The organism is Deinococcus roseus (assembly GCF_014646895.1).
In the GTDB taxonomy this organism is placed as follows: Bacteria; Deinococcota; Deinococci; order Deinococcales; family Deinococcaceae; genus Deinococcus_C; species Deinococcus_C roseus.
The window spans coordinates 42,357-66,528 of sequence record NZ_BMOD01000022.1 but is presented as its reverse complement, the minus strand read 5'-3'; the positions used below and the strand labels follow the sequence as shown (position 1 = coordinate 66,528).

32 protein-coding genes are annotated in these 24,172 nt (G+C 55.4%); 26 read left to right on the top strand and 6 right to left on the bottom strand.

Annotated features, from left to right (window positions below):
- The first annotated feature begins 12 nt into the window (after positions 1-12).
- The 11 genes from IEY52_RS20715 to IEY52_RS20665 all read left to right on the top strand — a co-directional run bounded on the left by IEY52_RS20715 (position 13) and on the right by IEY52_RS20665 (position 6,697).
- Complete coding sequence (locus IEY52_RS20715; RefSeq protein WP_229684895.1) at positions 13-1,263, top strand: 3-isopropylmalate dehydratase large subunit; 1,251 nt, start codon at positions 13-15, stop codon at positions 1,261-1,263.
- A 16-nt stretch (positions 1,264-1,279) separates the two neighbouring features.
- Positions 1,280-1,711, top strand: coding sequence for a hypothetical protein (locus IEY52_RS20710; RefSeq protein WP_189006282.1), 432 nt, complete (start codon positions 1,280-1,282; stop codon positions 1,709-1,711).
- Positions 1,704-1,868, top strand: coding sequence for a hypothetical protein (locus IEY52_RS20705; protein ID WP_189006279.1), 165 nt, complete (start codon positions 1,704-1,706; stop codon positions 1,866-1,868). The genes IEY52_RS20710 and IEY52_RS20705 overlap by 8 nt, the downstream gene beginning before the upstream one ends.
- A 3-nt stretch (positions 1,869-1,871) precedes the next feature.
- Positions 1,872-2,366, top strand: a complete 495-nt coding sequence (locus IEY52_RS20700) for a LeuD/DmdB family oxidoreductase small subunit (protein WP_189006355.1) — start codon at positions 1,872-1,874, stop codon at positions 2,364-2,366.
- Between the two features lie 17 nt (positions 2,367-2,383).
- Positions 2,384-2,662 (top strand): hypothetical protein, encoded by a 279-nt coding sequence (locus IEY52_RS20695; RefSeq protein WP_189006276.1) that lies wholly within the window; start codon positions 2,384-2,386, stop codon positions 2,660-2,662.
- 43 nt (positions 2,663-2,705) lie between these two features.
- Positions 2,706-2,879 carry a lysine biosynthesis protein LysW gene (gene lysW, locus IEY52_RS20690; protein ID WP_189006273.1) on the top strand — a complete coding sequence of 58 codons (174 nt, stop codon included), beginning with the start codon at positions 2,706-2,708 and terminating at the stop codon, positions 2,877-2,879.
- A gap of 145 nt (positions 2,880-3,024) precedes the next feature.
- Entirely contained in the window at positions 3,025-3,189 is a 165-nt protein-coding gene (gene lysW / locus IEY52_RS20685) for a lysine biosynthesis protein LysW (RefSeq protein ID WP_189006270.1), read from the top strand.
- 136 nt (positions 3,190-3,325) lie between these two features.
- Positions 3,326-4,168: a lysine biosynthesis protein LysX gene (lysX, locus tag IEY52_RS20680; RefSeq protein ID WP_189006267.1), complete on the top strand. Its 843-nt coding sequence runs from the start codon at positions 3,326-3,328 to the stop codon at positions 4,166-4,168.
- 50 nt (positions 4,169-4,218) lie between these two features.
- Positions 4,219-4,806: a hypothetical protein gene (locus IEY52_RS20675; protein ID WP_189006264.1), complete on the top strand. Its 588-nt coding sequence runs from the start codon at positions 4,219-4,221 to the stop codon at positions 4,804-4,806.
- A 25-nt stretch (positions 4,807-4,831) separates the two neighbouring features.
- Positions 4,832-5,869: an N-acetyl-gamma-glutamyl-phosphate reductase gene (argC, locus tag IEY52_RS20670; protein ID WP_189006260.1), complete on the top strand. Its 1,038-nt coding sequence runs from the start codon at positions 4,832-4,834 to the stop codon at positions 5,867-5,869.
- Positions 5,870-6,304: 435 nt separating this feature from the next.
- Positions 6,305-6,697: a hypothetical protein gene (locus IEY52_RS20665; protein ID WP_189006257.1), complete on the top strand. Its 393-nt coding sequence runs from the start codon at positions 6,305-6,307 to the stop codon at positions 6,695-6,697.
- 119 nt (positions 6,698-6,816) lie between these two features.
- Here the strand turns inward: IEY52_RS20665 and IEY52_RS20660 are convergent, their stop codons facing one another.
- Positions 6,817-7,806 (bottom strand): LacI family DNA-binding transcriptional regulator, encoded by a 990-nt coding sequence (locus IEY52_RS20660; RefSeq protein WP_189006254.1) that lies wholly within the window; start codon positions 7,804-7,806, stop codon positions 6,817-6,819.
- A 380-nt stretch (positions 7,807-8,186) separates the two neighbouring features.
- Here IEY52_RS20660 and IEY52_RS20655 point away from each other — a divergent pair, with 380 nt between their 5' ends.
- A complete protein-coding gene (locus tag IEY52_RS20655; RefSeq protein ID WP_189006251.1) occupies positions 8,187-8,906 on the top strand; it encodes an SIR2 family NAD-dependent protein deacylase in 720 nt (239 codons plus the stop codon).
- A gap of 10 nt (positions 8,907-8,916) precedes the next feature.
- Positions 8,917-9,306: a hypothetical protein gene (locus tag IEY52_RS20650; protein ID WP_189006248.1), complete on the top strand. Its 390-nt coding sequence runs from the start codon at positions 8,917-8,919 to the stop codon at positions 9,304-9,306.
- Here IEY52_RS20650 and pdxR read toward each other — a convergent pair.
- Positions 9,290-10,753, bottom strand: a complete 1,464-nt coding sequence (pdxR, locus tag IEY52_RS20645; RefSeq protein ID WP_189006245.1) for a MocR-like pyridoxine biosynthesis transcription factor PdxR — start codon at positions 10,751-10,753, stop codon at positions 9,290-9,292. The genes IEY52_RS20650 and pdxR overlap by 17 nt on opposite strands.
- Positions 10,754-10,758: 5 nt before the next feature.
- Positions 10,759-11,829, bottom strand: a complete 1,071-nt coding sequence (locus tag IEY52_RS20640) for a DUF4419 domain-containing protein (RefSeq protein WP_189006242.1) — start codon at positions 11,827-11,829, stop codon at positions 10,759-10,761.
- A 214-nt stretch (positions 11,830-12,043) separates the two neighbouring features.
- On the opposite strand from IEY52_RS20640, the gene IEY52_RS20635 reads away from it, so the two are divergent.
- The 6 genes from IEY52_RS20635 to IEY52_RS20610 all read left to right on the top strand — a co-directional run bounded on the left by IEY52_RS20635 (position 12,044) and on the right by IEY52_RS20610 (position 16,432).
- Positions 12,044-12,316 carry a hypothetical protein gene (locus IEY52_RS20635; protein ID WP_189006239.1) on the top strand — a complete coding sequence of 91 codons (273 nt, stop codon included), beginning with the start codon at positions 12,044-12,046 and terminating at the stop codon, positions 12,314-12,316.
- A 204-nt stretch (positions 12,317-12,520) separates the two neighbouring features.
- Positions 12,521-13,345 carry a [LysW]-aminoadipate kinase gene (locus IEY52_RS20630; RefSeq protein WP_189006236.1) on the top strand — a complete coding sequence of 275 codons (825 nt, stop codon included), beginning with the start codon at positions 12,521-12,523 and terminating at the stop codon, positions 13,343-13,345.
- Positions 13,346-13,449: 104 nt separating this feature from the next.
- A complete protein-coding gene (locus IEY52_RS20625; protein WP_189006233.1) occupies positions 13,450-13,887 on the top strand; it encodes a hypothetical protein in 438 nt (145 codons plus the stop codon).
- A 62-nt stretch (positions 13,888-13,949) separates the two neighbouring features.
- Positions 13,950-14,528: a GNAT family N-acetyltransferase gene (locus IEY52_RS20620; protein WP_189006231.1), complete on the top strand. Its 579-nt coding sequence runs from the start codon at positions 13,950-13,952 to the stop codon at positions 14,526-14,528.
- On the top strand, positions 14,525-15,109 hold the full coding sequence (locus IEY52_RS20615) for a GNAT family N-acetyltransferase (RefSeq protein WP_189006229.1): 585 nt from the start codon (positions 14,525-14,527) through the stop codon (positions 15,107-15,109). Before IEY52_RS20620 ends, IEY52_RS20615 begins: the two co-directional genes overlap by 4 nt.
- 129 nt (positions 15,110-15,238) lie before the next feature.
- Positions 15,239-16,432: an aspartate aminotransferase family protein gene (locus tag IEY52_RS20610; protein WP_189006227.1), complete on the top strand. Its 1,194-nt coding sequence runs from the start codon at positions 15,239-15,241 to the stop codon at positions 16,430-16,432.
- A gap of 83 nt (positions 16,433-16,515) precedes the next feature.
- Here IEY52_RS20610 and IEY52_RS20605 read toward each other — a convergent pair whose 3' ends face one another.
- Both IEY52_RS20605 and IEY52_RS20600 read right to left on the bottom strand, forming a co-directional pair.
- Positions 16,516-17,436 carry a hypothetical protein gene (locus IEY52_RS20605; RefSeq protein WP_189006225.1) on the bottom strand — a complete coding sequence of 307 codons (921 nt, stop codon included), beginning with the start codon at positions 17,434-17,436 and terminating at the stop codon, positions 16,516-16,518.
- A gap of 118 nt (positions 17,437-17,554) precedes the next feature.
- Positions 17,555-18,049 (bottom strand): DUF1572 family protein, encoded by a 495-nt coding sequence (locus IEY52_RS20600; RefSeq protein ID WP_189006223.1) that lies wholly within the window; start codon positions 18,047-18,049, stop codon positions 17,555-17,557.
- A 66-nt stretch (positions 18,050-18,115) separates the two neighbouring features.
- Here IEY52_RS20600 and IEY52_RS20595 point away from each other — a divergent pair, with 66 nt between their 5' ends.
- From IEY52_RS20595 to IEY52_RS20565, 7 genes are read left to right on the top strand one after another with little or no spacing between them, the layout of a single operon-like run.
- Positions 18,116-18,364: a DUF3006 domain-containing protein gene (locus IEY52_RS20595; protein ID WP_229684894.1), complete on the top strand. Its 249-nt coding sequence runs from the start codon at positions 18,116-18,118 to the stop codon at positions 18,362-18,364.
- The gene (locus IEY52_RS20590; RefSeq protein WP_229684893.1) at positions 18,361-19,281 is read left to right on the top strand and encodes a ComEC/Rec2 family competence protein; all 921 of its coding nucleotides are present in this window, start codon (positions 18,361-18,363) and stop codon (positions 19,279-19,281) included. Before IEY52_RS20595 ends, IEY52_RS20590 begins: the two co-directional genes overlap by 4 nt.
- The gene (locus IEY52_RS20585; protein ID WP_189006218.1) at positions 19,278-19,577 is read left to right on the top strand and encodes a nucleoside triphosphate pyrophosphohydrolase; all 300 of its coding nucleotides are present in this window, start codon (positions 19,278-19,280) and stop codon (positions 19,575-19,577) included. The genes IEY52_RS20590 and IEY52_RS20585 overlap by 4 nt, the downstream gene beginning before the upstream one ends.
- Positions 19,570-19,782 carry a nucleoside triphosphate pyrophosphohydrolase family protein gene (locus tag IEY52_RS20580; RefSeq protein WP_189006215.1) on the top strand — a complete coding sequence of 71 codons (213 nt, stop codon included), beginning with the start codon at positions 19,570-19,572 and terminating at the stop codon, positions 19,780-19,782. Before IEY52_RS20585 ends, IEY52_RS20580 begins: the two co-directional genes overlap by 8 nt.
- Before the next feature lie 44 nt (positions 19,783-19,826).
- Positions 19,827-20,531 carry an alpha/beta hydrolase gene (locus IEY52_RS20575; protein WP_189006212.1) on the top strand — a complete coding sequence of 235 codons (705 nt, stop codon included), beginning with the start codon at positions 19,827-19,829 and terminating at the stop codon, positions 20,529-20,531.
- A 53-nt stretch (positions 20,532-20,584) separates the two neighbouring features.
- Positions 20,585-21,370, top strand: coding sequence for a MerR family transcriptional regulator (locus IEY52_RS20570; protein ID WP_189006209.1), 786 nt, complete (start codon positions 20,585-20,587; stop codon positions 21,368-21,370).
- Positions 21,367-22,107 (top strand): alpha/beta hydrolase, encoded by a 741-nt coding sequence (locus tag IEY52_RS20565; protein ID WP_189006205.1) that lies wholly within the window; start codon positions 21,367-21,369, stop codon positions 22,105-22,107. The genes IEY52_RS20570 and IEY52_RS20565 overlap by 4 nt, the downstream gene beginning before the upstream one ends.
- Before the next feature lie 230 nt (positions 22,108-22,337).
- Here the strand turns inward: IEY52_RS20565 and lepA are convergent, their stop codons facing one another.
- The gene (lepA, locus tag IEY52_RS20560; RefSeq protein WP_189006201.1) at positions 22,338-24,131 is read right to left on the bottom strand and encodes a translation elongation factor 4; all 1,794 of its coding nucleotides are present in this window, start codon (positions 24,129-24,131) and stop codon (positions 22,338-22,340) included.
- Between the last annotated feature and the right edge of the window lie 41 nt (positions 24,132-24,172).

The window sequence follows — 24,172 nt, the reverse complement described above, 5'->3', positions numbered from 1 at the left end:
GGAAAGAAAACCATGAAACCCCAGACCATGGCTGAAAAAATCCTCTCGCAACGCAGCGGCAAGACCGTGTATGCGGGAGACCTCGCAGTTGTCGAGGTGGATGAAGTGATGATCGTGGATTCCATTGCCGAATCCGTGATCAAAGTGCTGGACCGCGACCTGGAAACCACCCCCAAATTTCCTGAACGGGTGTCCATCGTGATTGACCATGTGGCTCCTGCCAGCAGTGTGAATGTGGCCAAAAGCCATCAGGTGGCCCGTGAATACGCAGCCCGCACCGGAGTGAAGCTCTTTGATGTGGGGCGTGGCATCTGCCACCAGGTCCTGATGGAAGAAGGTCTGGCCTTCCCCGGAGCCATTGTGCTGGGAAGCGACAGCCACAGCACCACTTACGGCGCAGTTGCAGCTTTTGGAACCGGGATGGGTGCAACGGACATCGCTCTGGCTGCGGCCAGTGGCAAAACCTGGCTGAAAGTCCCCGAGTCTGTGAAAGTCACCCTGACCGGAGAATTAAACTCTGGAGTCACAGCCAAAGATGTGGCCCTGGAAATGATCCGCGTGCTGACCGCAGACGGCGGCACCTACATGAGCATCGAAATCCACGCTGGAGACCGCTTCACCAGAGGTGAACGCATGACCCTGGCCAACCTCTGCGTGGAAGCAGGGGCAAAAGCTGGTCTGGTGGTTCCTGGCGGCGAAATCCTCACCGATTATGGTTACACCATTCCTGAGTGGGTCTACCCAGACGAGGGCGCACGCTACGTCACGGACATCACCATCGACCTGAGTGCCCTGACCCCCCGCATGAGCGTCCCGAGCTACGTGGACAACGTGGAAGAAGTGACCACCCTGCGTGGCACAAAGGTGGACCAGGTGTTCATCGGAACCTGCACCAACGGGCGTCTGGAAGACCTGCATGCAGCAGCCAACATCCTGAAGGGGCGCAAAGTGGCCCCTGGTATTCGCCTTCTGGTGATCCCTGCCAGCAGTGAAGTGCTGGAACAGGCCACCGCAGATGGAACCCTGCTGACCCTGATCCGCTCTGGCGCAACTTTGAGCACTCCAGGCTGTGGTCCCTGCATGGGCCGCCACCAGGGCGTGCTGGCTCCCGGGGAAGTCTGCGTGAGCACTTCAAACCGCAACTTCATCGGACGCATGGGAGACAAGGACGCCAAGATTTATCTGGCCTCCCCTGCAGTTGCTGCGGCCACTGCGGTGATGGGCGTGATTTCTTTGCCTGAGGATCTGCCGGTGATGGCTTAAACAGGACTGGAAAAACATGACCACCATTGCAACTGTCTTCTTTCAAAAAGATTCTGAGATTGATCTTCAGGTTCTTGAGGAGCGGTTGCAATCCTCCGCGTTCTTCAAGTCCTGTCTCATCACCAGACAGGAACAAAACTTCCAGATTCTGCTGCCCGAAACTGTTCTGTATATTGGTCATGTTACCGATCCATATGTTGCAGAGGAAGCAGAAGAAATTGCCGAATGGTTTAAGAGCAAATTGAGCCCAGAACAATACAATCTGGTTTTTCACAGCAATCATCGTGTTGAAATTGCCATTGAAGATGAGATGGTGATGGACTGTTTCAATGAATGGCTGGTTTGTGCAGAGATCGTGAGTGAACTGGCACCCTCTGTGGCCCTTCAAGTGCACATCAATGAAGTGTTGTGGACTCCAGCCATGTTACAAGGAGGTCAGCATGTCTGAGGATCTGAACTTGAATCAGGGCTTTGCCTTCAAATGCCCTGCCTGCGGCGAAGAGGTCGAAGTCCCTGACCCCACCAAGAAACGCGTCGAATGCCCTGGATGTGGGGTCACCTGGAACCTGGATGACCTGATGGGCTGGTTCACAGAAGAGGAGTAAATGATGTCCAGAATCTGGAAATTTGGAGATTCCATCAACACCGACGACATCCTGCCCGGAAAGTATGCCCCTTTCATGGTCGGAGAGGATGTCTTTCACAAGTACGCCTTCTCACACTTCCGTCCCGAGTTTGCCGGACAGGTGAAGCCCGGTGACCTGCTGGTCGGAGGCCGCAACTGGGGTCTGGGGTCCAGCCGTGAGTATGCTCCCATGGCCCTCAAGAAACTGCAGATTGGTGGGATCATTGCGCACAGCTTTGCTCGCATTCACTACCGCAACCTGCTGAATCTGGGGATTCCTGCCTTCGAGGCCCCTGAGATTGCGGATGCCCTGCAAGACGGCGACGAAGTGACCCTGGATCTGGCCACCGGAGTGCTCACCCGCAACGGTGAAGTGTTCCAGTTGCCCCCACCGCCCGCTTTCCTGACCGAAGCCCTGAAAGAGGGCAGCATTCTGGCGTACTACCGCAAGTACCAGAAGTTCCCCGGCGAAGAATAAGGGTTAAGATGAACGGGATGCATCAAGCTTACTGCGAAGCCTGTGGCGAAGAACTCCTGTTCACCGATCAAGACCTGAAGGAATTTCAGGACGGGGACATCATCACCTGCGACTGCTGTCACACCGACCTGGAAATCGTGAAGACCGATGATGGTCTGGAACTGCACCGTCACGTCTGGATGACCACCTGCCCCAAATGCAGCGGGGAATTCGAATTGACCGACGAGATGCTGAACAAAAGCCTAGCCCAATGTCCCCACTGTCAGTACAGGTTTGCACTAGAGTGGGATGAGTAAAAGAGCGTTCTCAGGCCCTGTGTGGGCATAAAGGAGTGAAAACATGGCAGCAACCAACTTTGAGTGCCCCGAATGCGGCGCAAGCATCGAACTGAACAGCCCCGAACTTGGCGAACTGGTCGTCTGTGACGAGTGCGGAGCCGAACTGGAAGTGACCAGCCTCGATCCCGCCACCCTCAGCCTTGCTCCCCAGGAAGCCGAAGACTGGGGCGAGTAAGACCCACCTGCTGCATTCATGGTCTGGTGTGAACCTTTTTGTGAACCCTTGCAAATTGGCCCTATCCATCAAATGAAAATGGATCTTTCACATCAGACCACCCTGGGGCAAAATAAAAGCACCTGAGGGTAAGGAGCTGATCCTGATGAATGCAGAGTGCCCCGATTGTGGAAGTGTTCTCGATCTGAATGGTTTTGAAACCGGAGAACTCATCACGTGTAGCGACTGCGCTTTAGAGCTGGAAGTGACCCACATCAATCCGCCTAAACTTGCAGTTGCGCCCCAGATTGAAGAAGACTTCGGAGAATAAATCAGGCTGCAGATCACCAGCAGATCACAAGACGCTTCACACAGAAGAACATCCTGTCCACTTCCCCCGAGGCGCAACAAGACTTCGGGGTTTTGTTCTGAATGCTGAACCCAAAGCCCAGTTTTGAGAGGAAAAAATGGCCGATTTCGCAATCATCTACGACCGTGTGCGCCCCGACGAGAAAATGCTTTTTGATGCCCTGGATGAACTGGGCATAGAGTACGACAAGGTGTACGCACCCCAGTTGAAACTCACTTTCGGTGAAGGACAGGTGCCCTGGAAAGCCGCCATTGAACGCTGTGTGAGCCAGTCCAGAGGCCACGCCATCACCCGTGCCCTGGAAGGCTTCGGGGTGAAGGTGGTCAATCCCAGCCACGTGATCGAAATGTGCGGCGACAAACTCGCCACCAACGCACGTCTGGCCGCTGCAGGCATCCCCACCCCCAGAACTGGAGTGGCTTTCACTGCAGAGAGCGCCCTGGAACTCATCGAGGAATTCGGCTACCCCGTGGTGATGAAACCCACCGTGGGAAGCTGGGGCCGCATGGTCTCCAAGATCAACGACCGGGACGCTGCAGAGGCCATCATTGAGCACAAGGAAGTGCTTGGAGGCTACCAGCACCAGATTTTCTACATCCAGGAACTGGTCAAGAAGCCCGAACGTGACATCCGCGCCTTCGTGATTGGCGACCAGTGCATCGGGGCCATCTACCGCTCCAGCGAACACTGGATCACCAACACCGCCCGTGGTGGCAAGGCCTCCAAATGCGAAGTCACCCCCGAGCTGAACGATCTGGCCGTGCGTGCTGCCAAAGCCGTTGAGGGCGAAATCGTCGCCATTGACCTCGTGGAAGATCCCGAACGTGGCCTGCTGGTCATCGAGATCAACCACACCATGGAATTCAAGAACAGCGTGTCCACCACTGGCGTGAACATCCCCAGACTGATGGCCGAATACACGCTGCAGTACACCAAGTAAGGACAATGTAGGGGCGCAGCGTGCTGCGCCCTCTCCAAAGGACGGCCCCCATGCTGGACCCGAGACTGATCAAAAACATGCGCCTGTTTTCCTCCAGAGAGGATCTGGAGCTGTACCTGGATTTTGTCGGGGAACTGCTGAACAGACTGGAGCTTGAAAACAGCGATCCCAGGTTTCATGTCAATCCAGTGTCAGGAAACTCTTTTTCTTTGCCTTTCACCATCAACAACCGCTACATCTGCAGGATGGTCAAAAAGTCTGGTCTTTATGGGGTCCAGACCCTGCATGCAGGGCTGGATTTCATTCAGGACTGGGAGGTGCTGGCCCGGCCCAGCAAATGGGCTTTTGCACAGAGGAACCATGACCTGCCTGACTGCCCTCCCAGAATGATGTTTTACCCCATGCCCCTGTTCAGGGACCATCAAAACCAGATTGTGGAGCAACTCATTACCATCAGCAAACGTGAACTGGCGGTGGCCAGAGCAACCCCCATGCGAAAAGTGCACAGTTCAGACGTTTATCTGCTGATGACCGATCCAGATTTCAGAGAAGACATCCTCTCTGGAATGGAGTGGACTTCAAGCACAGCACCACCACAAACACGAAAACAAAAACGTCTTTCTGACGTTTCACAATGAAGAACTGCACTCCAAGGAGCAAAAAATGAGCAAACTGAAAGTTGGAATTGTCGGCGGGTCCGGTTACGCAGGGGGCGAGTTCCTGCGTCTGGCCCTGAACCACCCGAACCTTGAAATCACCCAGGTCACCAGTGAGCGCAACGCTGGGGATCCCATCACCTTCGTGCACCCCAATCTGCGTGGACGCACCAATTTGAAATTCCGCCGCATGGCCGATCTGGAACCTGTGGATGTTCTGGTGCTGGCCTTGCCCCACGGTAATGCCGCCAAGCGTTTCAGCCAGTTTGCCGGTCTGGCAGACACCATCATTGACCTGTCTGCAGATTTTCGCATCAAGGACCTGGACCTCTACAAGAAGTACTACAACGAGGACCACCCCGCCCCTGAACTGGTGGACCAGTGGGTTTACGGCAACCCTGAACTCCACCGCGAAGAACTGAAGGGTGCAAAACGCATTGCTTGCGCGGGTTGCTTTGCCACCAGTGCCATTCTGGCCCTTTATCCCCTGCTGAAACTGGGCGTGCCCCAGCCCAAAGACATCATCGTGACGGGTCTGGTGGGTTCCAGCGCTGCAGGGGCCAGCGCCAGCGCTGCCAGCCATCACCCCGAGCGGGACAACAGCTACCGCGTGTACGCCGCCACCGGGCACCGCCACTACGCCGAGCTGCACCAGGAGCTTCCCGGCAACTTCCCCATCCACCTGACCGCCATTGCTGGTCCTCACGTGCGTGGCATCCTGACCACCGCCCAGTTGTGGATTCCCGATGGTTACAGCGAACGTGACGTGTGGGGCGCTTTCCGTGAAGTGTACGGCAGCGAGCCCTTCATCCGCATTGTGAAGGTGCGCAAGGGCATCCACCGTTACCCCGATCCCAAGCTGGTGTCTGGCACCAACTACTGCGACATCGGCTTCGAGGTGGACCAGGAGTCGGGCCGCGTGGTGGTCATGAGCGCCATCGACAACCTGGTGAAAGGCACCGCAGGTCATGCCATCCAGTCCCTGAACATTGCCCAGGGCTGGGAGGAAACGCTGGGGCTGGAGTTTGCGGGGCTGCATCCTTAAATTTGCTTCGGCCAGATCCCCCTGCCTTTCGCATTCGCTCAAGGCTGTCCCCCTTAACGAAGGGGGATTTTTCTCGTCCTACACCAATCCCCCTTCGTTAAGGGGGACAGTGCCAAGCGCAGCGGGGCACAGGAGGATCTTGGTTTCCAGCTCCAAAACCAAAATCAGCCACATCAGTTAAGCACGTTTGCAATCGCAAGGATGCTTTTTCTCTGGTAGATTTGCGGGATGGATGAATCTGCTGGAGAAGATTTGGTGGGGAAATGGGTGACGTGTTTACAAGTTGGCAATTATTCTCAGGCTTTAACCAAAGGGAAAAAATATCAGGTTGTAAAAAGCAAGCCAGAAAAAAATCAGATTCGCATTCAGGGCGACAACACCCGTCATCGCTGGTATTCAACATGGTACTTTGACCTCTCTGGTGGAGAGGTTGTTTTGCTGGAAAGCATTCTTCTGGACGATCCCATTCATGATCCAGAATGCGATTCCATCGAAGTGACCCTGAATTTCTCTGATGGCACCCAGCGCTGGTGCATCTGTGCCACCCCCTCGTATTTTCAGCGTTACATCACTCAGGGGGTTCAGCCCAAAGACAAAGAGCATGAGGGTTTTCAATGGACAGTTCTGCAGTTTTTTGGTTCCTCCCTGACCACAAAGAGCGGCAAGGGATTCATGGCCTTCAACATTCCCCATCTGGTGATGTTCTCAGAGCTTTCCGAAGACACCATCTGGACAGCCATGAAACACATGGACGACCAGGGTGAGCTTGAGGCCTCTTCGGTTGCTTATGGTCCTGCACGTCCAGAAAATGATTTTGAGGATGAATAAAAAGTCCTTGCCACTTTGACAAGGATTTTTCTGGTGCTGGACAAAATTCTGCTGTGAACTTTTCCCTTGTCAGCCCTCAGCCCTGGGCTCTCGGCCCTCGGCAGGCCGCAGGCCCATCTTTACCTCTTGACCATGCGCTTCACAGGTCCCGAGGAACTGCGCACCACCAGTTCGGTGGGCAGCATGATGGGGTCTGCAGGGCGGTTTTCCAGCAAATCCAGCAGGATTTTGGCTGCGGAGTGGCCCACTTCGCGGATGGGTTGTTTGACGGTGGTGAGGGCAGGCCTGAACACCTGGGCGATTTCCAGGTCGTCAAAGCCGGTAACGCTCACGTCGTAAGGGACCCGGAGGCCTGCGTCTTCCAGAGCATAAATGGCTCCCACGGCCATTTCATCGCTGGCAGAGGCAATGGCTGTGAATTCGATGCCTTTTTCCAGGGCCTGCCTGACAGCGCGGTATCCACCCAGTTCACTGAAGCCACCGTCCAGAATCAGGTCGGGGTTTTCTTCGATGTTGTGGGCAGAGAGGGTCTGGTGGTAGGCCTCCAGTCGGTCAAAGGTGGTCTGTCCGATGGGGCTTCCAGTCAGGTGGGCAATGCGGGTGTGGCCCAGTTTCACAAGGTGCATCACGGCGCTTTGCATGCCCTTGAAGTTGTCGATGTCCACCCAGGGGATGTCCTGCTCGGTCAGGCGTCCGATCACCACGTGGGGGATGCCTTTTTCTTTCAGCTGTTCCAGACGGGTGTCGTGCAGCCGCAAACCTGGAAAGATGAACGCCTGCACTTTGCTGGGATCTGCCTGGGAAGGTTCGATGACCCGTGCGGTGTATCCGTGCTGCATCAGGACTTCCTGAATGGCGTCCATGATGATGGCGTAGTACGGGCTGTTGGATGCATGGCTGGAAAAAGGGGCCACGGCAATCAGGCCACGTGTGCCTCTGGCCAGTTTGCGGGCTCCAGCATCTGGAACATATCCGAGTTGCCGGACCACTTCCAGCACCTGTTTGCGGGTCTGGTCGTTGACGTCCGCGCGGTTGTTGAGCACGCGGGAAACCGTTCCAATGGAGACGCCAGCAATGCGGGCCACTTCGTTGATGGTGATTTTGCTCATGACGGTGCACCTTTCTGGTACAGGGAACCTGTGGCCATCTGCAGGCATGCGAAAAACGTTTACGTTTACGCTGGGATTGTGCCGTTTTTGCGCCCTTGTTGTGACTGCTTTCATTATAGGGCCTGAAGGTATTTTCGTGCAGTGTTGGCGTTTTTTTGCCGTTGATCCATTTTGATGGCTTCAGGCAGGGCTGTCATCGGTGAACACACCTGCCGTAAGTTGTGCACGATTTACGAAATTTTACGGTGCTTTTTCAGCAACAGGCAGAAATGGTTGCTTCAGAAATGAGTGACTGTCAGCGTCCAGACCAAAACCAGAATTTCTGTACACGATCTGTACATGATCTGACATTCACAAACCGTTACAATTGAAAGACCTTCATGGAAAGACGAACCAAACATCTTGTGGTACTCTCTGGCGCTGGCATCTCGGCTGAAAGTGGACTGTCCACCTTTCGGGATTTCAATGGGTTGTGGCATCAATACCGCATCGAGGAAGTGGCCTCCATTGAAGCCTGGAACCAGCACCCCCGTCTGGTGCTGGATTTCTACAACGAACGTCGCAAACAGGCCATCACGGCCAGCCCCAATGCAGGCCATCAGGCCCTGGCCCTTCTGGAGCAGCATTATCAGGTCACCATCATCACCCAGAACGTGGACAACCTGCACGAGCAGGCGGGTTCCAGTTCAGTGGTGCATTTGCATGGGGAGCTGTTCAAGGCAAGGTCCACCCAGGATCCTGAGCTGGTGTACCAGCTGGAGGGACCGGAACTCAACTGGGGCGACACCTGCGAACTGGGATCTCAACTCAGACCGCACATCGTGTGGTTTGGAGAGGAGGTGCCTCACTTCAAACGGGCGGCCCATCTGGTGCGTTCTGCAGACATCTTCATTGTGGTGGGCACTTCGCTGGCGGTTTATCCTGCCTCTTCCCTGCTGAATTACCTGCCCGAAGACACCCCCAAGTACATCATCGATCCCAGAAGGCCCACGTTGCCCCGCATTTCCAATGTGTCTTTCATTCAGGCGGTGGCCAGTCGGGGGTTGCCCCAACTTGCCCAGGAGCTGATTGCCCTGCAAAACCTGACCCATCAAGGATGATGCTGATCCGATGATGCAGGCACTGCGTTTTGCATTGCTGTGTGCTGTTCTGGGTGCATTTGCTGCCTGGCTGGGCATGATGTGGTTTCCCACGCAGGCTGGTTTCATTGCTTCCCGTTCAGCAAGGCAACTTGTCCTCTGGACTGCAGCAGCGGTGCCTGGCCTGCTGGGTGGTCTGTGGCACCTCTCAGGAGAACGCAAGAGCAGCCCCCTGGAAGGCATGTTGCTGGCCCTGCTGGGGGTCTTTCTGGTGGGGATGGTTTCCCTGCTGTTCTGGTGGGGTCCACAACCTTACACCCTGCAAACAGGCTGGATGCTGTCCTGGGACATGCTGCAAAAAACCTGGTGGGTTCTTTTGCCTGTGGGTCTGGGCCTGCATTTTCTCAAACGGGTGCTTTAAAGCCTGTGGAGTTTTGTTCAGCAATGCATTGCAGAATCACTTCGCTGAGCACCTGACCGCCCTGGCGAATTTCTGGCAGGGAAAGCCCCCCATACCCGAGCACCAGTCCATTGAGGGGCTGATTCTGGCTGTAATACCGGTCCGGGGCTTCCACCCGCACATTTCTGGCCGCACACCTCTGCTGCACCAGGGCATACGAGACCTGTGCCGGAAGCTGCAAAAAGCCGTGCAAGCCTGCATCAATCCCGATCAATTTGCAATAAGGGATGGTGTCCTTCAGGGCTTCCTTGAGGGCTTGCCTTTTCTGGGCGTACACCTTGCGCATCCCTTTGATGTGGCGGTCCAGCATGCCCCTGCGCAGCATTTCCAGCATGGCCATCTGCAACACATGGGAATGCTGGTAGTCGGTGAGTTGCCTGAGCACCTTCACCCGTTCAATCAGGGCAGGGGCTGCCACCAGATACCCCAGACGCAACGCTGGAGAAAACACCTTGGAGAGCGTGCCAATGTAAGCCACCAGTCCATGCTGGTCCATGGCCGCCAGTGCAGGGAGGGGGGCATCAAAACGGAATTCGCTTTCGTAGTCGTCTTCAATGATCAGGGCATCATGCTGGGCTGCGTATTGCAGCAGGGCTTCCCTTCTGGGGAGGGACATGCGGTACCCCAGAGGAAACTGATGGCTGGGGGTGGTGTAAATCAGCACCGGAGGGTCATGGTCTGGGAGGTCCTGCACCCTGAGGCCGTCCTCATCCACAGAGGCAGGAAGCACCTCGGCCTGATGGTGCCTGAACACCTCTCTGGCCAGGGGAAAACCGGGTTCTTCAAAAGCCACCCGGTCCCCTGCTTCCAGGGTCGCTCTGGAAATCAGGTTGAGGGAATGGATGGTTCCCGAGGTGATCAACACATCCTGGGCGGTGCAGGCAATGCCTCTGGAGCGCCGCACAAACAGGGCCACCTGTTCCCGCAATTCCAGTTCTCCCTGGGCATCCTGGTAATCGGCAGGAAAGCCTGTTTGACCCACCATTTTCCACAGGGCTTTCCAGTCTTCCCGGTTCAGGGCTTCCAGGCTGGGCAAACCGGCCCGGAATTCAAGGGTTCCAGGCTGGATCGGGCGGGTGACAGGCAATTGCAGAGGGGGTTTCTGCATCCAGCGTGGAGCACGCTTGAGGGCAGGCATGCCCGCTGTGCTGGCCTGCACTTCCGGGTTCACAAAGGTGCCTGATCCCTGGCGGGAGACCAGAAGCCCCTCAGCCAGCAGTTCCTCAAAAGCAGCAATCACCGTGTTGCGGGTCACGCCACAGGCTTTTGCCACATCGCGTGTGGAAGGCAACCGGGATCCTGCAGGAAGTCGCCCTTGCAAGATCTGGCGGCGCAGTTGTTCCCGGAGTTGCTGGCCCAGAGGGGTTTTCAGGTGGCGTTGCAGGGAAAGCTGGAGGTCAGAAGACACAGGCTTCATTTTACTGAATCGGGCTGCACCACTCCCCAGCCCACCAGGGGCTGCATGATGCATTCATCAGGGCACTGTTCCATGCCCAGAAATCCACCCACCAGTTGCAAGGGGAGCGTTTCAGCTGCAATTTGCAGCTTGAAATCCACCCTGGAAAGTCCATCTGGAACCTCAGCAGGAGGCAGAGAGCCTCCTGAGTGAAACCCAGGAAAGTCACCTTCCATGCGGTGATTTTTACGGGTGCAGACTTCCTTTCCATCTTTCAGGTAGGGAAAACACCATTTCAGCCAGCCGGTCATTTCCTGACCGCTGTACTGTTCTATGGGCAAATAAATGTCCTGCCAGAACGCCAGAGAGGGTTCTCCCATGGCCGTCAGGATCAATTCATCACAGATGGGAAGCAGGTGCCGGGTCCACCAGTCCAGGTCGTAAAAAGCCATTTGCTGCACCCTGGCCCGGATGTTCTCCCAGTCTTCGACAGTGCCTTCCAGGGTGATGGCTGGGATGCCGCACACAAACATGGCCCGGTAATCGAAATATTCACGCAAACCATCCATCATCACAATCTGACTGGCGGTGCGGGTGATGGGTGTGGTGGTGGAAAAATTGCAGGTGAACAGGCCTGTGGTCTCTGGTCCCACATGCTGCTCTATCTGACTGCACCAGTCCTGCACAGCGTTTTGCCAGTTTGTGGCATCCAGTGCATCATGGATGCCCACCTTCAGGGTTTCTTTGTCCTGGTGCCCCACAAAGAAATCCCGCAGCAGCTCAGCGTTGTTGGCAATGTGCAGGGCAAATCCCTGGGAAAGCATGATCCAGAAAGCATCGGGAGTGATGCGCAAAGGGTAATGCAGACTGTAAGCCGCATGGGTGGCATGAAGCAGAGGATGCCAATGGCTTTGCACAACTTGATGATTGAAATCATGGCTGCAGGACAGCACCTTGTTGAGGTTGCGGGACAGCAGCTGTTTGCGCAAAGACGTGGTGGAGAGTTGCTTGCGGTTCTTCTTTACCTTGTCCACTGAAAAATGCACGGTTCCTGCTGTTGATTTGACCAGTCCTGGCCGTTGTGACATGAAAGATCCCTCGGTTTTCAGGGTAGCAGAATTGGCTTTCTAAGACTTCAGCAAAAAAATTGCAGTCCCGCAGCACCATATCATCCCTGGTGTGCAAATGCCCCTGTCTCGATCACAGCCCTGTTCTTGAGCTTCTTTTAAGGTAAAGGCAATGTGAGCAAGTCTTACGCTCTCGTTTTTTTCAAGGTTCTAAGCTGAACTGGAGGAGGATTTTATGCGTTATGGATGGCTTTTGGGTGCGACTTTGCTGGTGCTGGGGATGGGGTCTTCACTGGCCCTGGAGGGGCTTTTCACCCTGAAGGTAAAGAACTTCTGTGAGAACAGCATGGATGTTTTCATTGATGGGGAGCATGTGGGCAAGGTGGAGCAGGAAGCAGAGTTCCTGATGGTTCCAGGAAGCCATTTGCTCTATGCCAAGAACGATTACCAGTACACCAGTGCTGACCTGATGGCCGATCAGGATTACGACTGGACCCTCTGTGAATGATTGAGGGCATGCCGGAAAACATTTTTTCAAGATAAACTTCATCCTGCACTGTTTTTTCTTTGATTTCAGTTTTGACTTTTCAGGTCACTGCTCTGGCGTTACCCAGGCAGTGACTTTTTGATTGCCAGATCTGAATACAAATTACTTATCATTCGAAAAGTTTATACTTGAAAATCTTTACAGTTGTATGCCATACTGAACCTCATGATCATCGTGAAGGTTGGCGGCTCTTTGGGCATTGATTACGATGCGCTGTGCAGGGACATTGCAGCGCTGTACAAAGCAGGGGAAAAACTCATTCTGGTGCACGGCGGCAGCGCCGAAACCAACCGGGTGGCAGAAGCCCTCGGACATCCTCCCCGTTTCATCACCTCTCCCAGTGGCTACACCAGCCGCTTCACGGACCGGGAAACCATCGAAATCTTCGAGATGGTGTACTGCGGCAAAATGAACAAGGGCATCGTGGAACGCCTGCAACGCCTGGGCGTCAACGCCGTGGGCCTGAGCGGTCTGGATGGCCGGGTTTTTGAAGGCAAACACAAAGACAGCGTGCGCAGCGTGGAAAATGGCAAAGTCAAACTGCTGCGTGGAGACCACACCGGCACCGTCGAGAAGGTCAACACCCACCTGATCGGGTTGCTGCTGGACAACGGATATCTGCCTGTCCTGACCCCTCCTGCCAGCAGTTACGAAGGGGTGGCCATCAACGTGGACGGGGACCGTGCTGCTGCTGCCCTCGCCACCGCCCTGAAAGCCCACACCCTGATGATGCTCTCCAACGTGCCAGGACTGCTGCGCGATTACCCCAACGAGGACAGCCTGATTCCCTTCATTCCCGCCACCGATGTGGAATCCTACATGGGGTTTGCCCAGGACCGCATGAAGAAAAAAGTGCTGGGTGCTGCGGAGGCCGTGGCCGGTGGAGTGGGCCGCGTGATTTTCGGAGATGCCCGCATTGAAAACCCGGTGTCCGCTGCCCTCTCTGGACGCGGCACTGTGGTGGCAGACAAACCCAACGCTGCAGACTGAGTTTTGCTTCTCAAGCAGCATTTCTGCGCAGGATTCCTGAACGGACCTGCGCTTTTTGCGTGCCTTTCATGTTCCTGTGAGCAGAACCGTTTTATCATCAGAACATGCAAACCCTGCCCAAACTTCTGCTGACCTTTGCTCTGCTTGCTGCTCCGGTTGCTGCAGCCCAGACCGCTGCTGAAATGCTGGTGGTCACGGCCATCTCTGCACAGCTGGATTCCAGCATCTCCCTGCCAAAAGGCACTTATGGCTACACCAACCCCAAATATGCGCTCAGTTTTGCCCAGAGCCTGGGGAAAGATGCCAGCAACTACCAGGATTACCAGCTTTATGTGGCCACAGGGCTCACTGCCAAACTGGCCCCGGTGTTTGTGCAACAATTGCAGGGAAATTTTGCTGCTGCAGGGTATTTCATGAGCTCCACCAGCACCGCAGGCAACACCACCCGCAGTGAATTCACCAACGACACGGGCAAAGTGCTGCTGCTGTTCACCACTTACCAGAAAGATGCCGTGTATTTCCTGGTGGGCCGCAAAAAGTAAGCCACCCCCTCCTAAGCCACCCTGCCCATAGGCTTCTGAAATTCAGCCTTTTATCCTGAGTCATGACCCTACCCCAGATCATGCCAGGAACCGAGGTCTTTCTGAGCAGGCTGCGAACCGAAGACCAGCCCACCGTCTACCAGCACATCAATCAGGCTGAGTACGCCACCTACGGTGATGCGCATGCTCAGCCTTTTGCACTGGAAACCGTGGAACAACGGTATGCCCAGCGCATGAAAGATCCCAACCGGATGGATTTCGGAATTTTTTTGCAGGGCTCTGAAACCCTGATTGGCAGGGTTTTCCTGCACAACATTTCCTGCCAGCAACAAACGGCCACCCTGGGGGTGGGGATCTTCCGGGCGGATCAACTCGGCAAAGGTTATGGAACAGAGGCGGTCCGTCTGATGGTGGAATATGGCATGTTCCACCTGAACCTCTACAACATCGATTTGCTGGTGCTCTCAGACAATGTGCGGGCCATCCGGTCCTACCAGAAAGTGGGGTTCCGCATTCTGGGGGAACGTCAGGGCAGTGCTGTGCTGGGAGGTCGCCGCCTCAACGACACCTGGATGGACATCATCCGCGACGAAGTGGATCTGAGTCACCTCAGGGAGCGTTACTTTGGAGGTGCCCGATGAACCCTGTGCTGTTTCGTGGGCAAAAAGTCATGCTGGGGGTTCTGGAGCGCAAAGACGTTCCTGAAATTGCACCCTACTTCCAGAATCCAGGCATGACCATGTACATGTACGGGTATGGCAAAACCACCTCTCTGGAAGAGGAATACCAGTGGTACGACAGCACCATCAAGGATCCCGACAACGTGACCTTTGGCATCTTCACCCCGGAGGGCACCCTGATTGGGAGCTGTTCGCTGTTTGGCATCAACCACCGCATGGGAACGGCCACTTTTGGCATCTGCATCTGGAATCCAGACTTCTGGAGCCAGGGGTACGGCACCGAGGCCACCCGTCTGATGGTGGAGTACGGCATGTTCCACCTGAACCTTTACAACATCGATCTGTTTGTATATTCATTCAACCCGCGTGGCATTCAGGCCTATCTGAAAGCAGGATTCCGTGAGGTGGGTCGCCGCAGAGGGGCTGCTTTGCTGGGCCATGAGCGTTTTGACAAGGTCTGGATGGAGATCACCCGCGATCAGGTGGACCTGACCCGCATGCAAAACATGCTTCCCTTTCTGCAAAGTGGTCCTGACGCGTAAAGCGAAATGGTACTGTTCAAATGGGCCAGTGCTGGGCAAAATGGAGCATACTTACTCACCTGAAACGCTAGAAGTTTCAGGATGCTCTGGGGGTTGACCCCTTAAAATAGAGGCAAGAAGGAGAAGCACATGACTGCAACCACCCCCAACTGGCTGGAACTGGAACAAAAATACGACAGCGGTGTTTACAACAAGCACCAGATCGTGATGGTGAAAGGCAAAGACGCCACCGTCTGGGACAGCGAGGGCAACGAGTACATCGACTGCGTGGGCGGTTACGGTGTGGCCAACATCGGACACTGCAATGAAGACGTGGTGGAGGCGATCAAACAGCAGGCCGAAACCCTGCTGGTGATGCCCCAGACCCTGCCCAACGACAAACGTGCCGAATTTCTGGATGAACTGGTGGGTGTGCTTCCCGAAGGTCTGAACCGCATTTTCCTGTGTTCCACCGGCACCGAAGCCATGGAGGCCGCCAAGAAATTTGCCGTGACCGCCACCGGAGGCCGCAGCAAATTTGTGGCCATGAAACGGGGCTTTTCGGGCCGCACCCTGGGCGCACTGGCCCTCACCTGGGAGCCCAAGTACCGTGAGCCCTTCAAAGGCGTGATGGACCAGAACGTGGAATTCGTGGCTTACGGGGACATTGAAGCCCTGGCTGCCGCCATTGACGAAAACACTGCTGCAGTGATCATGGAACCCGTGCAGGGCGAGGGGGGTGTGCGTCCCGGTGCTGTGGAATTCATTCAGGCTGCCCGCAAACTGACCAGAGAAAAAGGTGCCCTCCTGATCCTGGATGAGATCCAGACCGGCTTTTGCCGCACCGGCAAGATGTTTGCCTGTGAGCACTCTGGTGTGGTGCCAGACGGCATGACCCTGGCCAAAGCCATGGCAGGCGGGGTGCCCATCGGGGCTTTCGCCATGACTGCAGAAGTGGCAGACAAAATGCCCAAAGGCGGTCACGGCACCACTTTCGGAGGAAACCCCCTGGCCATGGCCGCAGGTGTGGCTGCCATCCGTTTCATGAAACGCACCCAGCTCTGGAAACAGGCCGAAGAAAAAGGCAATTACTTCATGCAGAAGCTGCGTGAAATTGGCAGCCCCAAAATCCGTGAAGTGCGCGGTCTGGGCCTGATGATCGGGGTGGAGCTCAAAGAGAAGAGCGCCCCCTACATCACCGCTCTGGAGCACGAGCACCACGTGTTGACCCTGCAGGCCACCCCTCTGGTGGTGCGCTTCCTGCCCCCCCTGACCATCTCCTATGAGCAGATTGATCAGGCCGTGGAGGCTTTCAAAACCGTGCTGAACAAAGCCGAAAGCTGAGAACTTGAACTGAAAAAGCCCTGCGATTCTGTCTCGCAGGGCTTTTTTCATTCCATCCAGCAGGACTCAGGTCCTCTGAAGGCTCATTTCAGGCTTGATTGGTTGCAACCGGTGTACACCAATGTGACGGAATAGGGACCGCTGCTGAAAGTGAGGGAACCGCTGTCAATGCCCTTGCAACCTGCAGAGTTGCTGCCATGCAATTTGCCGCTGTAAACAATCTTGCCTCCAGTGGATTGGCCATCCAACACATCAAGGCCTGAAATCGAGCCCTCCACATTCAGGTCAAAGCCCTCTTCCAGCTTCAGCACATTGATTTTCTGCCTGTAGTTCAAAACGGACTTGCCATTGTGCAGCGTGCCCTGGCTGTCTTTTGCATGAAACAGGATGTCAGAGCGGTATTTGGATTCCAAAGTGTGATCGGTTGCCGAATTGCGGGTGTCTTCCAATCCGGCAGCAATGCGAAGTCCAGCCATGTTGCTGCCCTGATACACATCCACCTGACCGATGCTTTCAAAAGCATAACCCCCCAGAGGATCGGTGTCGTCCTTGTCTTTGATGAGACCGTCCACTCTGGACACCACCTTTACGCCGTTCTGAATTGCTTCACAATGACCAGCAAGCACCAGTGACACTGCAAAACCATCTTTGTCCACATCCGCTGCATTTCCAGAAAGGGTGGGCTCACATTCGTCTTGCTGACTGATGACCAATTTCAGCACCGAAGGTTTCTGGGTCAAGGGTGCAATAGAAGCTGGACGGACTTTTTTCAGACTGGGGTTTACAGTGCCAGGCACAGCAGCAACCCCCAGATCAACCTGAATGCCAGGCAATTGCCTGGAAAGCATCAGCTGAAACTCGGCCTCGCTTTTCAGGGACTGATTGGACACTGGATCATAAGACACAGCATCATAAGTCAGGACAGGTTGTGGGGTTTGACCACAAGCAGCCAGCAACAAAGAAAATACACTGAACAACAACCATTTGCTTTGATTTTTCATCATGTCCTCCAGAAGGCAACCCCCAACGGCTCAGAGGTGGCATTCTTATGTATTGTTGCATACCATTTAAACCGAGTCCATTATTGTTTGGACAGCCTGTTTCAGAAAAACAAACAACCCTTCACTTTCTGTTTCTGGGCATGCTCAGGTTCTGCCATTTGTCGCTTTTCAGATGCTTGGCCAGAAACACCATCTGCCCGATGTGGTAGGAGGTGTGGGCCACCTGACGTTCAATGGCCTCCAGAATGGTGTGGTCCTGGCCGCGAATTTTCACCACGTATTGCAAATCTGGCACATCGTCAAGGGCTTTGAAGGCCAGCCTCCAGCCTTCCTCCCAGCCCGCCATCAGGGAAGCACGGCTGTCTTCCTCGATCAGGAATTCCCCATCGCGGTTGCGGTCAGGTTTCTCGCCATCTTCAGTCAGGTAGTTGGTCCATCTGGAACGCATGTTGCCACCCAGGTGCTTGACAATCAGGGCCAGGCTGTTGCTTTCACTGTCGATGGTCTGAAAGAATTCCTGATCTGAAACCTGATTCAGGGCTTTCTCTGCCAGGGCCTTGTAGGTGCTGAAAACCTTGCGGGTGGTGTTCAAATGATGCAGGGTCAAATCGTCCATGCTTCACTATAAAACCTGCCCGATCCAGGGCAGGGCCTCTTCATGCAGGCGGTGTACACTACCCCTATGGCACAGTGGATTGTGGAAGGCTTCGAGCAGGACCTGGTGCGGCTGGAATTCGAGGATCTGGTGCTGGATTTCCCGGCCATGCTGCTGCCAGAAGTGCGGGTGGGAGATGTGCTGCGGCTGCATGAAGACGGAGGCTGGTTCCGCTTTGTGGTGGACCAAGAGACCACCACAAAACTGAAAAATGAAGCACAGCAGGCCCTGGCAGACCTCAACAAAGGTGCTCCTGAAGGGGACATTCAAATATGAAAAACCAGAACAACAAACTGCCCCCCATGGTGGTGCTGATTCTGGCCGTGCTGCTGGCCGGGTATTATGCCCTGCAACCCAAACAGGAACAGGGAACAGGCGGAACCACCACTCCAACAGGTCCCTCGGGCACCTTCGATGCAGACAAATCCCTCCTCAAAATCCAGTTTCTGGATGTGGGCCAGGGGGACGCCGTGCTGGTCACCAGTCCAGAAGGCAAAACCATGCTCTACGATGGGGGCCGCAGCACCGTCAAAATCAAAGACTACATTGCAGAACTGGGCCTGACCAAACTGGACATCATGGCCGCCAGCCACGGGGATTTTGACCACATCAACGGCCTCAATGAAGCGGTCAAACTGAAACCCAGTTACTTCATCAACAACGGCATTGCCGCAGACACCAACGCCTACCGCAAACTGATCAAATCGGTCAAAGCCGTGAAAGCGCAGGGGATTGTGGCCACCGACCGCAACATCGACCTGGGCAGCATCAAACTGCACATTCTGGACATCCCCAAAGGTCTGGGCAAAGACGACCAGAACGCCAACAGTGTGGGCATCCTGATTCAGCGGGGCAACTTCAAGGCCTTTCTGGGCGGCGACAGCGAAAAAGACACCATGGAAGGGTGGCTGAACGAATACCGCACCCAGCTCAAAGAGCTGAGCGTCTACAAAAGCGCCCACCATGGCAGCCCCCACAACGACAATGCAGAGTTCCTTTCTGCCGTCAGCCCTGAAGTGGTGGTGATCGGGGTGGGACCCAACAATTATGGGCACCCAGCCAGAGAAGCCCTCGATCTGTACAAAAAATACGCCCAGCACATCTACCGCACCGACAAGAACGGTCTGGTCACCATCGAGGTGGATCCCGAAGGGGATTACCGGGTCGTTCCTGAGAAAGGACGTGAGCAGTGAAGCTGGTCCGCGACCTCACCCCACAGCACATGCAGCATGAAGCCCACTTTGAGCAGCTTTCCGAAGCAGATTTTCCCCGTTACCTGCGCCTGAAGCTGCAGGAAGAGGTGCAGGAATACCTCACCGAGTACAGCGCAGACAAACTGGCAGACATTCTGGAAGTGGTGTACGCCCTCTCTGAACTGCAAGGCATCCAGAGAGATGCCCTGGAAAGCCTCCGGGAAGTCAAAGCCCGTGAGGAAGGACAGTTCAAAACCAGGCTGGCCCTGACCCGCAAGGAGCACCACCATGGATGAAGCCCTCAAGGCAGCTTTGAAGGAACACACCGACCGGTACCTGCAGCAGGAATCGCTGGAAGACCTCACCACTTTGCTGGAAGTGGTGTTTCATCTGGCTGCCACCCACGGCATTTCCAGTGTGGAGTTGCAGGCCCTGGTGATGGAAAAACTGGCCCGGCAGGAAAAGCTTGAAGAACGCTTTGGGGAATTGCTGGAAGACTGACAAAAGACCAGGAGGACAGCATGAGGGTGGCTCTGGTGGTCCTTATGTTCAACCTAGTCCCTGCCCAGGCCCAGCAGGTGATTTCCTTCAAAGCAACCGATGGTTTTCCGGTGTACGCCACCCATTACCCCAACAAAACGGCAAAAGCCGTGCTGCTGATGTTTCACCAGTCTGGCTCCAACAAAGCCGAATATGCCCCCATTGCTCCAGAGTTCGTGAAGCTGGGTTTTGCAGCACTTGCCACCGACCAGCGTTTCGGAGGGCCCATGTTTGGAGAGAGCAACCAGACCATCCGGGCCAATCCAGGCCTGTACAGCTTTCAGCAGGTGATGCCTGATCTGGAAGGGGCTGTTTTGTGGGCCAGGCAGAAATACCCTGAGAAACCCATCTGGCTGATGGGCAGCAGTTACACCTCGGCCCTGGTTTTTCTGGTGGCCGCCAGACATCCCGAAGTCAAAGCCGTGCTCAGCTTCTCCCCTGCTGAATACCTGGACACGGATCACAGTGTCAGGGACGCAGCAAAAACCCTGAAGAACACCGCAGTGTTCCTGACAGGAATGCACACCTCCAGTGAAATTCTGGCCTGTCAGCACATTTATGACGTTCTGCCCAACTCCAACAAGACCATGTTCATTCCCTACAAACTGGGCATCCATGCGGCCAGCATCCTGCGGCCCGAAATGAAACAACTTGGAGGCACCGAGGTCTGGAGCGCAGTCCGGGCATTTGTGAAGCAGCACCTGAAGTGACCCCTTGACCCTCCTGCAAGGGACGGGTTGTACCCTCATTTCAGAGGAGGTGCATGAAAAAACTGATTTCCATTGGGCGTTTTGCCCAGCTGACCGGTCTGAGCGTCAAAGCCCTGCGCTTTTACGAGTCGGTGGGCCTGCTGATGCCCGCGGTGGTGGATCCTGAAACCGGATACCGCTACTACCGTTTCTACCAGCGCGGACTGGCCGAAAGGATCCGCAGCCTGAGGGAACTGGATTTGTCCCTGGACGATGTGCAGCAGGTGGCCCAGGCCGACCTGACCGTCCAGCAGGCACTGCAGATCCACGCTTCACGGCTGGAAATGTGGATCCGTGAAAAACAGGAACTGCTGCAAAAAGTCTATCTGGCCCAGCAGAACATGCAGGATTACCCTGTGGGGGTGCAAGAAAATCCTCCATTTGCGGTGTTGACCTGCCCGCATGCCACCTCGCTGACCACCGCCGAACTGGACCGGGAGCGGGTTTACCAGAACCTGCTGGAACAGGCCAGGGCAGCAAACCTCAAACCCACAGAAGCCCCCTACACCTACCATCCTCCGCAGGGTGGTTTTGACCCTGACCATTATCAGGCCATCCTGTGTCTGCCCGTCCATGCTGCCGGACCAGAAACCTCAGCCGGATGCTCTGGCAAAACCATCCGCACCCTGCATGCAGGAGATTACAGCCACCTGTACCTGGCCTATCAGGCCCTGGAAGCCTGGGTGGAAAAACACCAGGTCAAACGCATTGGTCCCTGGTGTGAAAGTTATCTGGCAGGCCTCGCAGATGGAAGCAGACCCATCACCGAGGTCTGGTGCGTGATCGAAGGAGAAGCATGAACCGGAAAACCCTGAACAAAGTGCTGTTCTCAAGTGGAATGTTGCTGGGCAGTGTCGCACTGGCCCAGAGCCCCCTCACCCTGAAAGCCAGCGATGGCCTGACCTTGCACGCCACCCATTACCCCAGCAAAACCGCAAAAGCCGTGCTGCTGATGTTCCATCAGGCAGGGTCCAACAAAGCCGAATATGCCCCCATTGCCCCAGAATTTGTGAAACTGGGCTTTGCAGGACTGGCCCTGGACCAGCGCTCGGGAGGCTCTCTGTTTGATGCAGACAACCAGACCGTCTTGCAGGCAGGCAAATCCTCGACCTTCATGGAAACCCTGCCCGACCTTGAAGCAGCCTTGACCTGGGCAAAGGCCACTTACCCCGAGAAACCCATCTGGTTGCTGGGCAGCAGTTACACCTCGGCCCTGGTTTTTCTGGTGGCCGCCAGACACCCCGAAGTCCAAGCCATCCTCAGTTTCTCCCCAGATGAATACCTTGAGGGCAACAACACCGTCAAGGATGCAGCCAAAAAACTGGGCAGCACCGCGGTCTTCATCACCAGCGCAAAAAGCGAAGCCGCTGCAGCAAAAGCCATCTTTAATGCCGTGAAAAGCCCCCAGAAAACCCTGTTCACCCCCCAGAAATTTGGCAAGCATGGAGCCAGCATCCTGCGCCCCGAAATGGGCATTTTTGGAGGTCAGGAAACCTGGGAAGCTGTGAAAGCGTTTGTGAAGGGGCATTTGAAGTAGAGGGTGCTGGGTGGGCGTTTTGGAGTTCTGCGGGTGAGATCCCTCCTGTGCTCGCTAAAGCTCGCACTGTCCCCCCTTAACGAAGGGGGGTTGGTGGATGTTCTTAGCTGGAAACCATCCTGGACAACCAAAAATCCCCCAACGCTGACGGGGGACAGCCTTGAGCACCGCGAAAGGCAGGGGAATTTAAGCCTCAGTGCTCCCAGAAGAGGAAGCAGCAGCAGGGGGATCTAATCGTCGTCGTTGGACAGCACCGCCAGGAAGGCTTCCTGGGGCACCTCCACGGTTCCGATCTGTTTCATGCGGGCTTTGCCCTTTTTCTGTTTGTCCAGCAGTTTCTTCTTGCGGGAGATGTCTCCGCCGTAACACTTGGCCAGCACGTCTTTGCGGTAGGCTTTCACGGTGGCACGGGCGATGATCTTGCCCCCGATGGTGGCCTGCACGGGCACGGCCCACATCTGTCTGGGGATCACATCGGCCATTTTGTCCACGATTTTGCGGCCCAGAGAGTAGGCCTTGTCTTCGTGGATGATCACAGCGAGGGCGTCCACAAGTTCGTTGTTGACCATGATGTCCACTTTGACCAGTTCGCCTTCACGGTAGCCGATCTGTTCGTAGTCCATGCTGGCGTAACCGCGAGAAATGGATTTGAGTCTGTCGTGGAAATCGTAGAGGATCTCTGCGAAGGGCACCTCGTAAAGGAGTTCCACACGGCGACCAGGGTAATTCATGGTGATGAGGACACCCCGGCGGTCCTGCAGCAGTTGCATCACAGGTCCGACGTACTCTTCTGGGAGCATGATGGAGAGCTTGATGTAAGGCTCCTCGATCAGTTCAATGCGGTCGCGGGTGGGGAACTCAGCAGGGTTCTGGGTTTCCAGAACGGTTCCATCTGAAAGGGTCAGGCGGTAGACCACTGCGGGGGCCGTGGCGATCAAATCCAGATCGAATTCGCGTTCCAGACGTTCCTGCACGATCTCGGCGTGCAGCAGGCCCAGGAAGCCGCAACGGAACCCGAAGCCCAGGGCTTCTGAGGTTTCAGGCTCGAAGCTGAAAGCAGCATCATTGAGTTGCAGTTTTTCCAGTGCTTCACGCAATTTGCGGTAATCTTCTGTGCTGGTGGGGTACAGACCCGAGAACACCACAGGCTGAGCAGCCTTGAAGCCAGGGAACGGGGTTTCGGTGGGACGGTCCTTCTGGGTGATGGTGTCTCCGACCAGGGCATCGTGAATGTCCTTGATGCTGGCGGCCACCCAGCCCACCGCTCCGGCTGCCAGTTCATCTCCGACCACCAGACCTGGAGAGAAAAAACCCACCTTGTCCACATCGAAGGTTTTGCCTGTGGACCACATCATGATGGTGTCTTTGGGGCGCAAAGTTCCTTCCAGCACCCGGATGAAGCTGATCACACCCTGATAGGCATCATAGAAACTGTCAAAAATCAGGGCTTTCAGGGGCGCTTCCGGATCACCTGGAGGCTCAGGGATGCGTTCCACAATGGCTTCCAGGATGTCTTCAATGCCAATGCCCGATTTGCCCGAAGCCAGGATGGCATCTTCTGCAGAGATGCCAATCACTTCTTCAAGTTCTCTGGCCGCTGCTTCAGGATCTGCAGCAGGCAAATCGATCTTGTTGATCACCGGAATGATTTCCAGGTTGTTGTCGATGGCGAGGTAGGCGTTCACAATGGTCTGCGCCTCCACCCCCTGCGAGGCGTCCACCAGCAGCAGAACCCCTTCACAGGCAGAGAGGCTGCGGGAGACCTCGTAATTGAAATCCACGTGTCCGGGCGTGTCAATCAGGTTGAAGGTGTAAGAGATCCCATCGCTGGGCCTCTGGTAGGTCAGGCGCACAGGTGTGCTCTTGATGGTGATGCCACGTTCGCGTTCCAGTTCCAGGGTGTCCAGGGTCTGGTCGCGTTTGTCGCGTTCTCCCATCGCCCCGAGTTTTTCGAGGATGCGGTCTGCCAGGGTGCTTTTCCCATGGTCAACGTGCGCGATGATGCTGAAGTTCCTTACGTTCACTCCAGCAGTTTACAACGTCCTGCTGAATTTCAGGAGCAGGC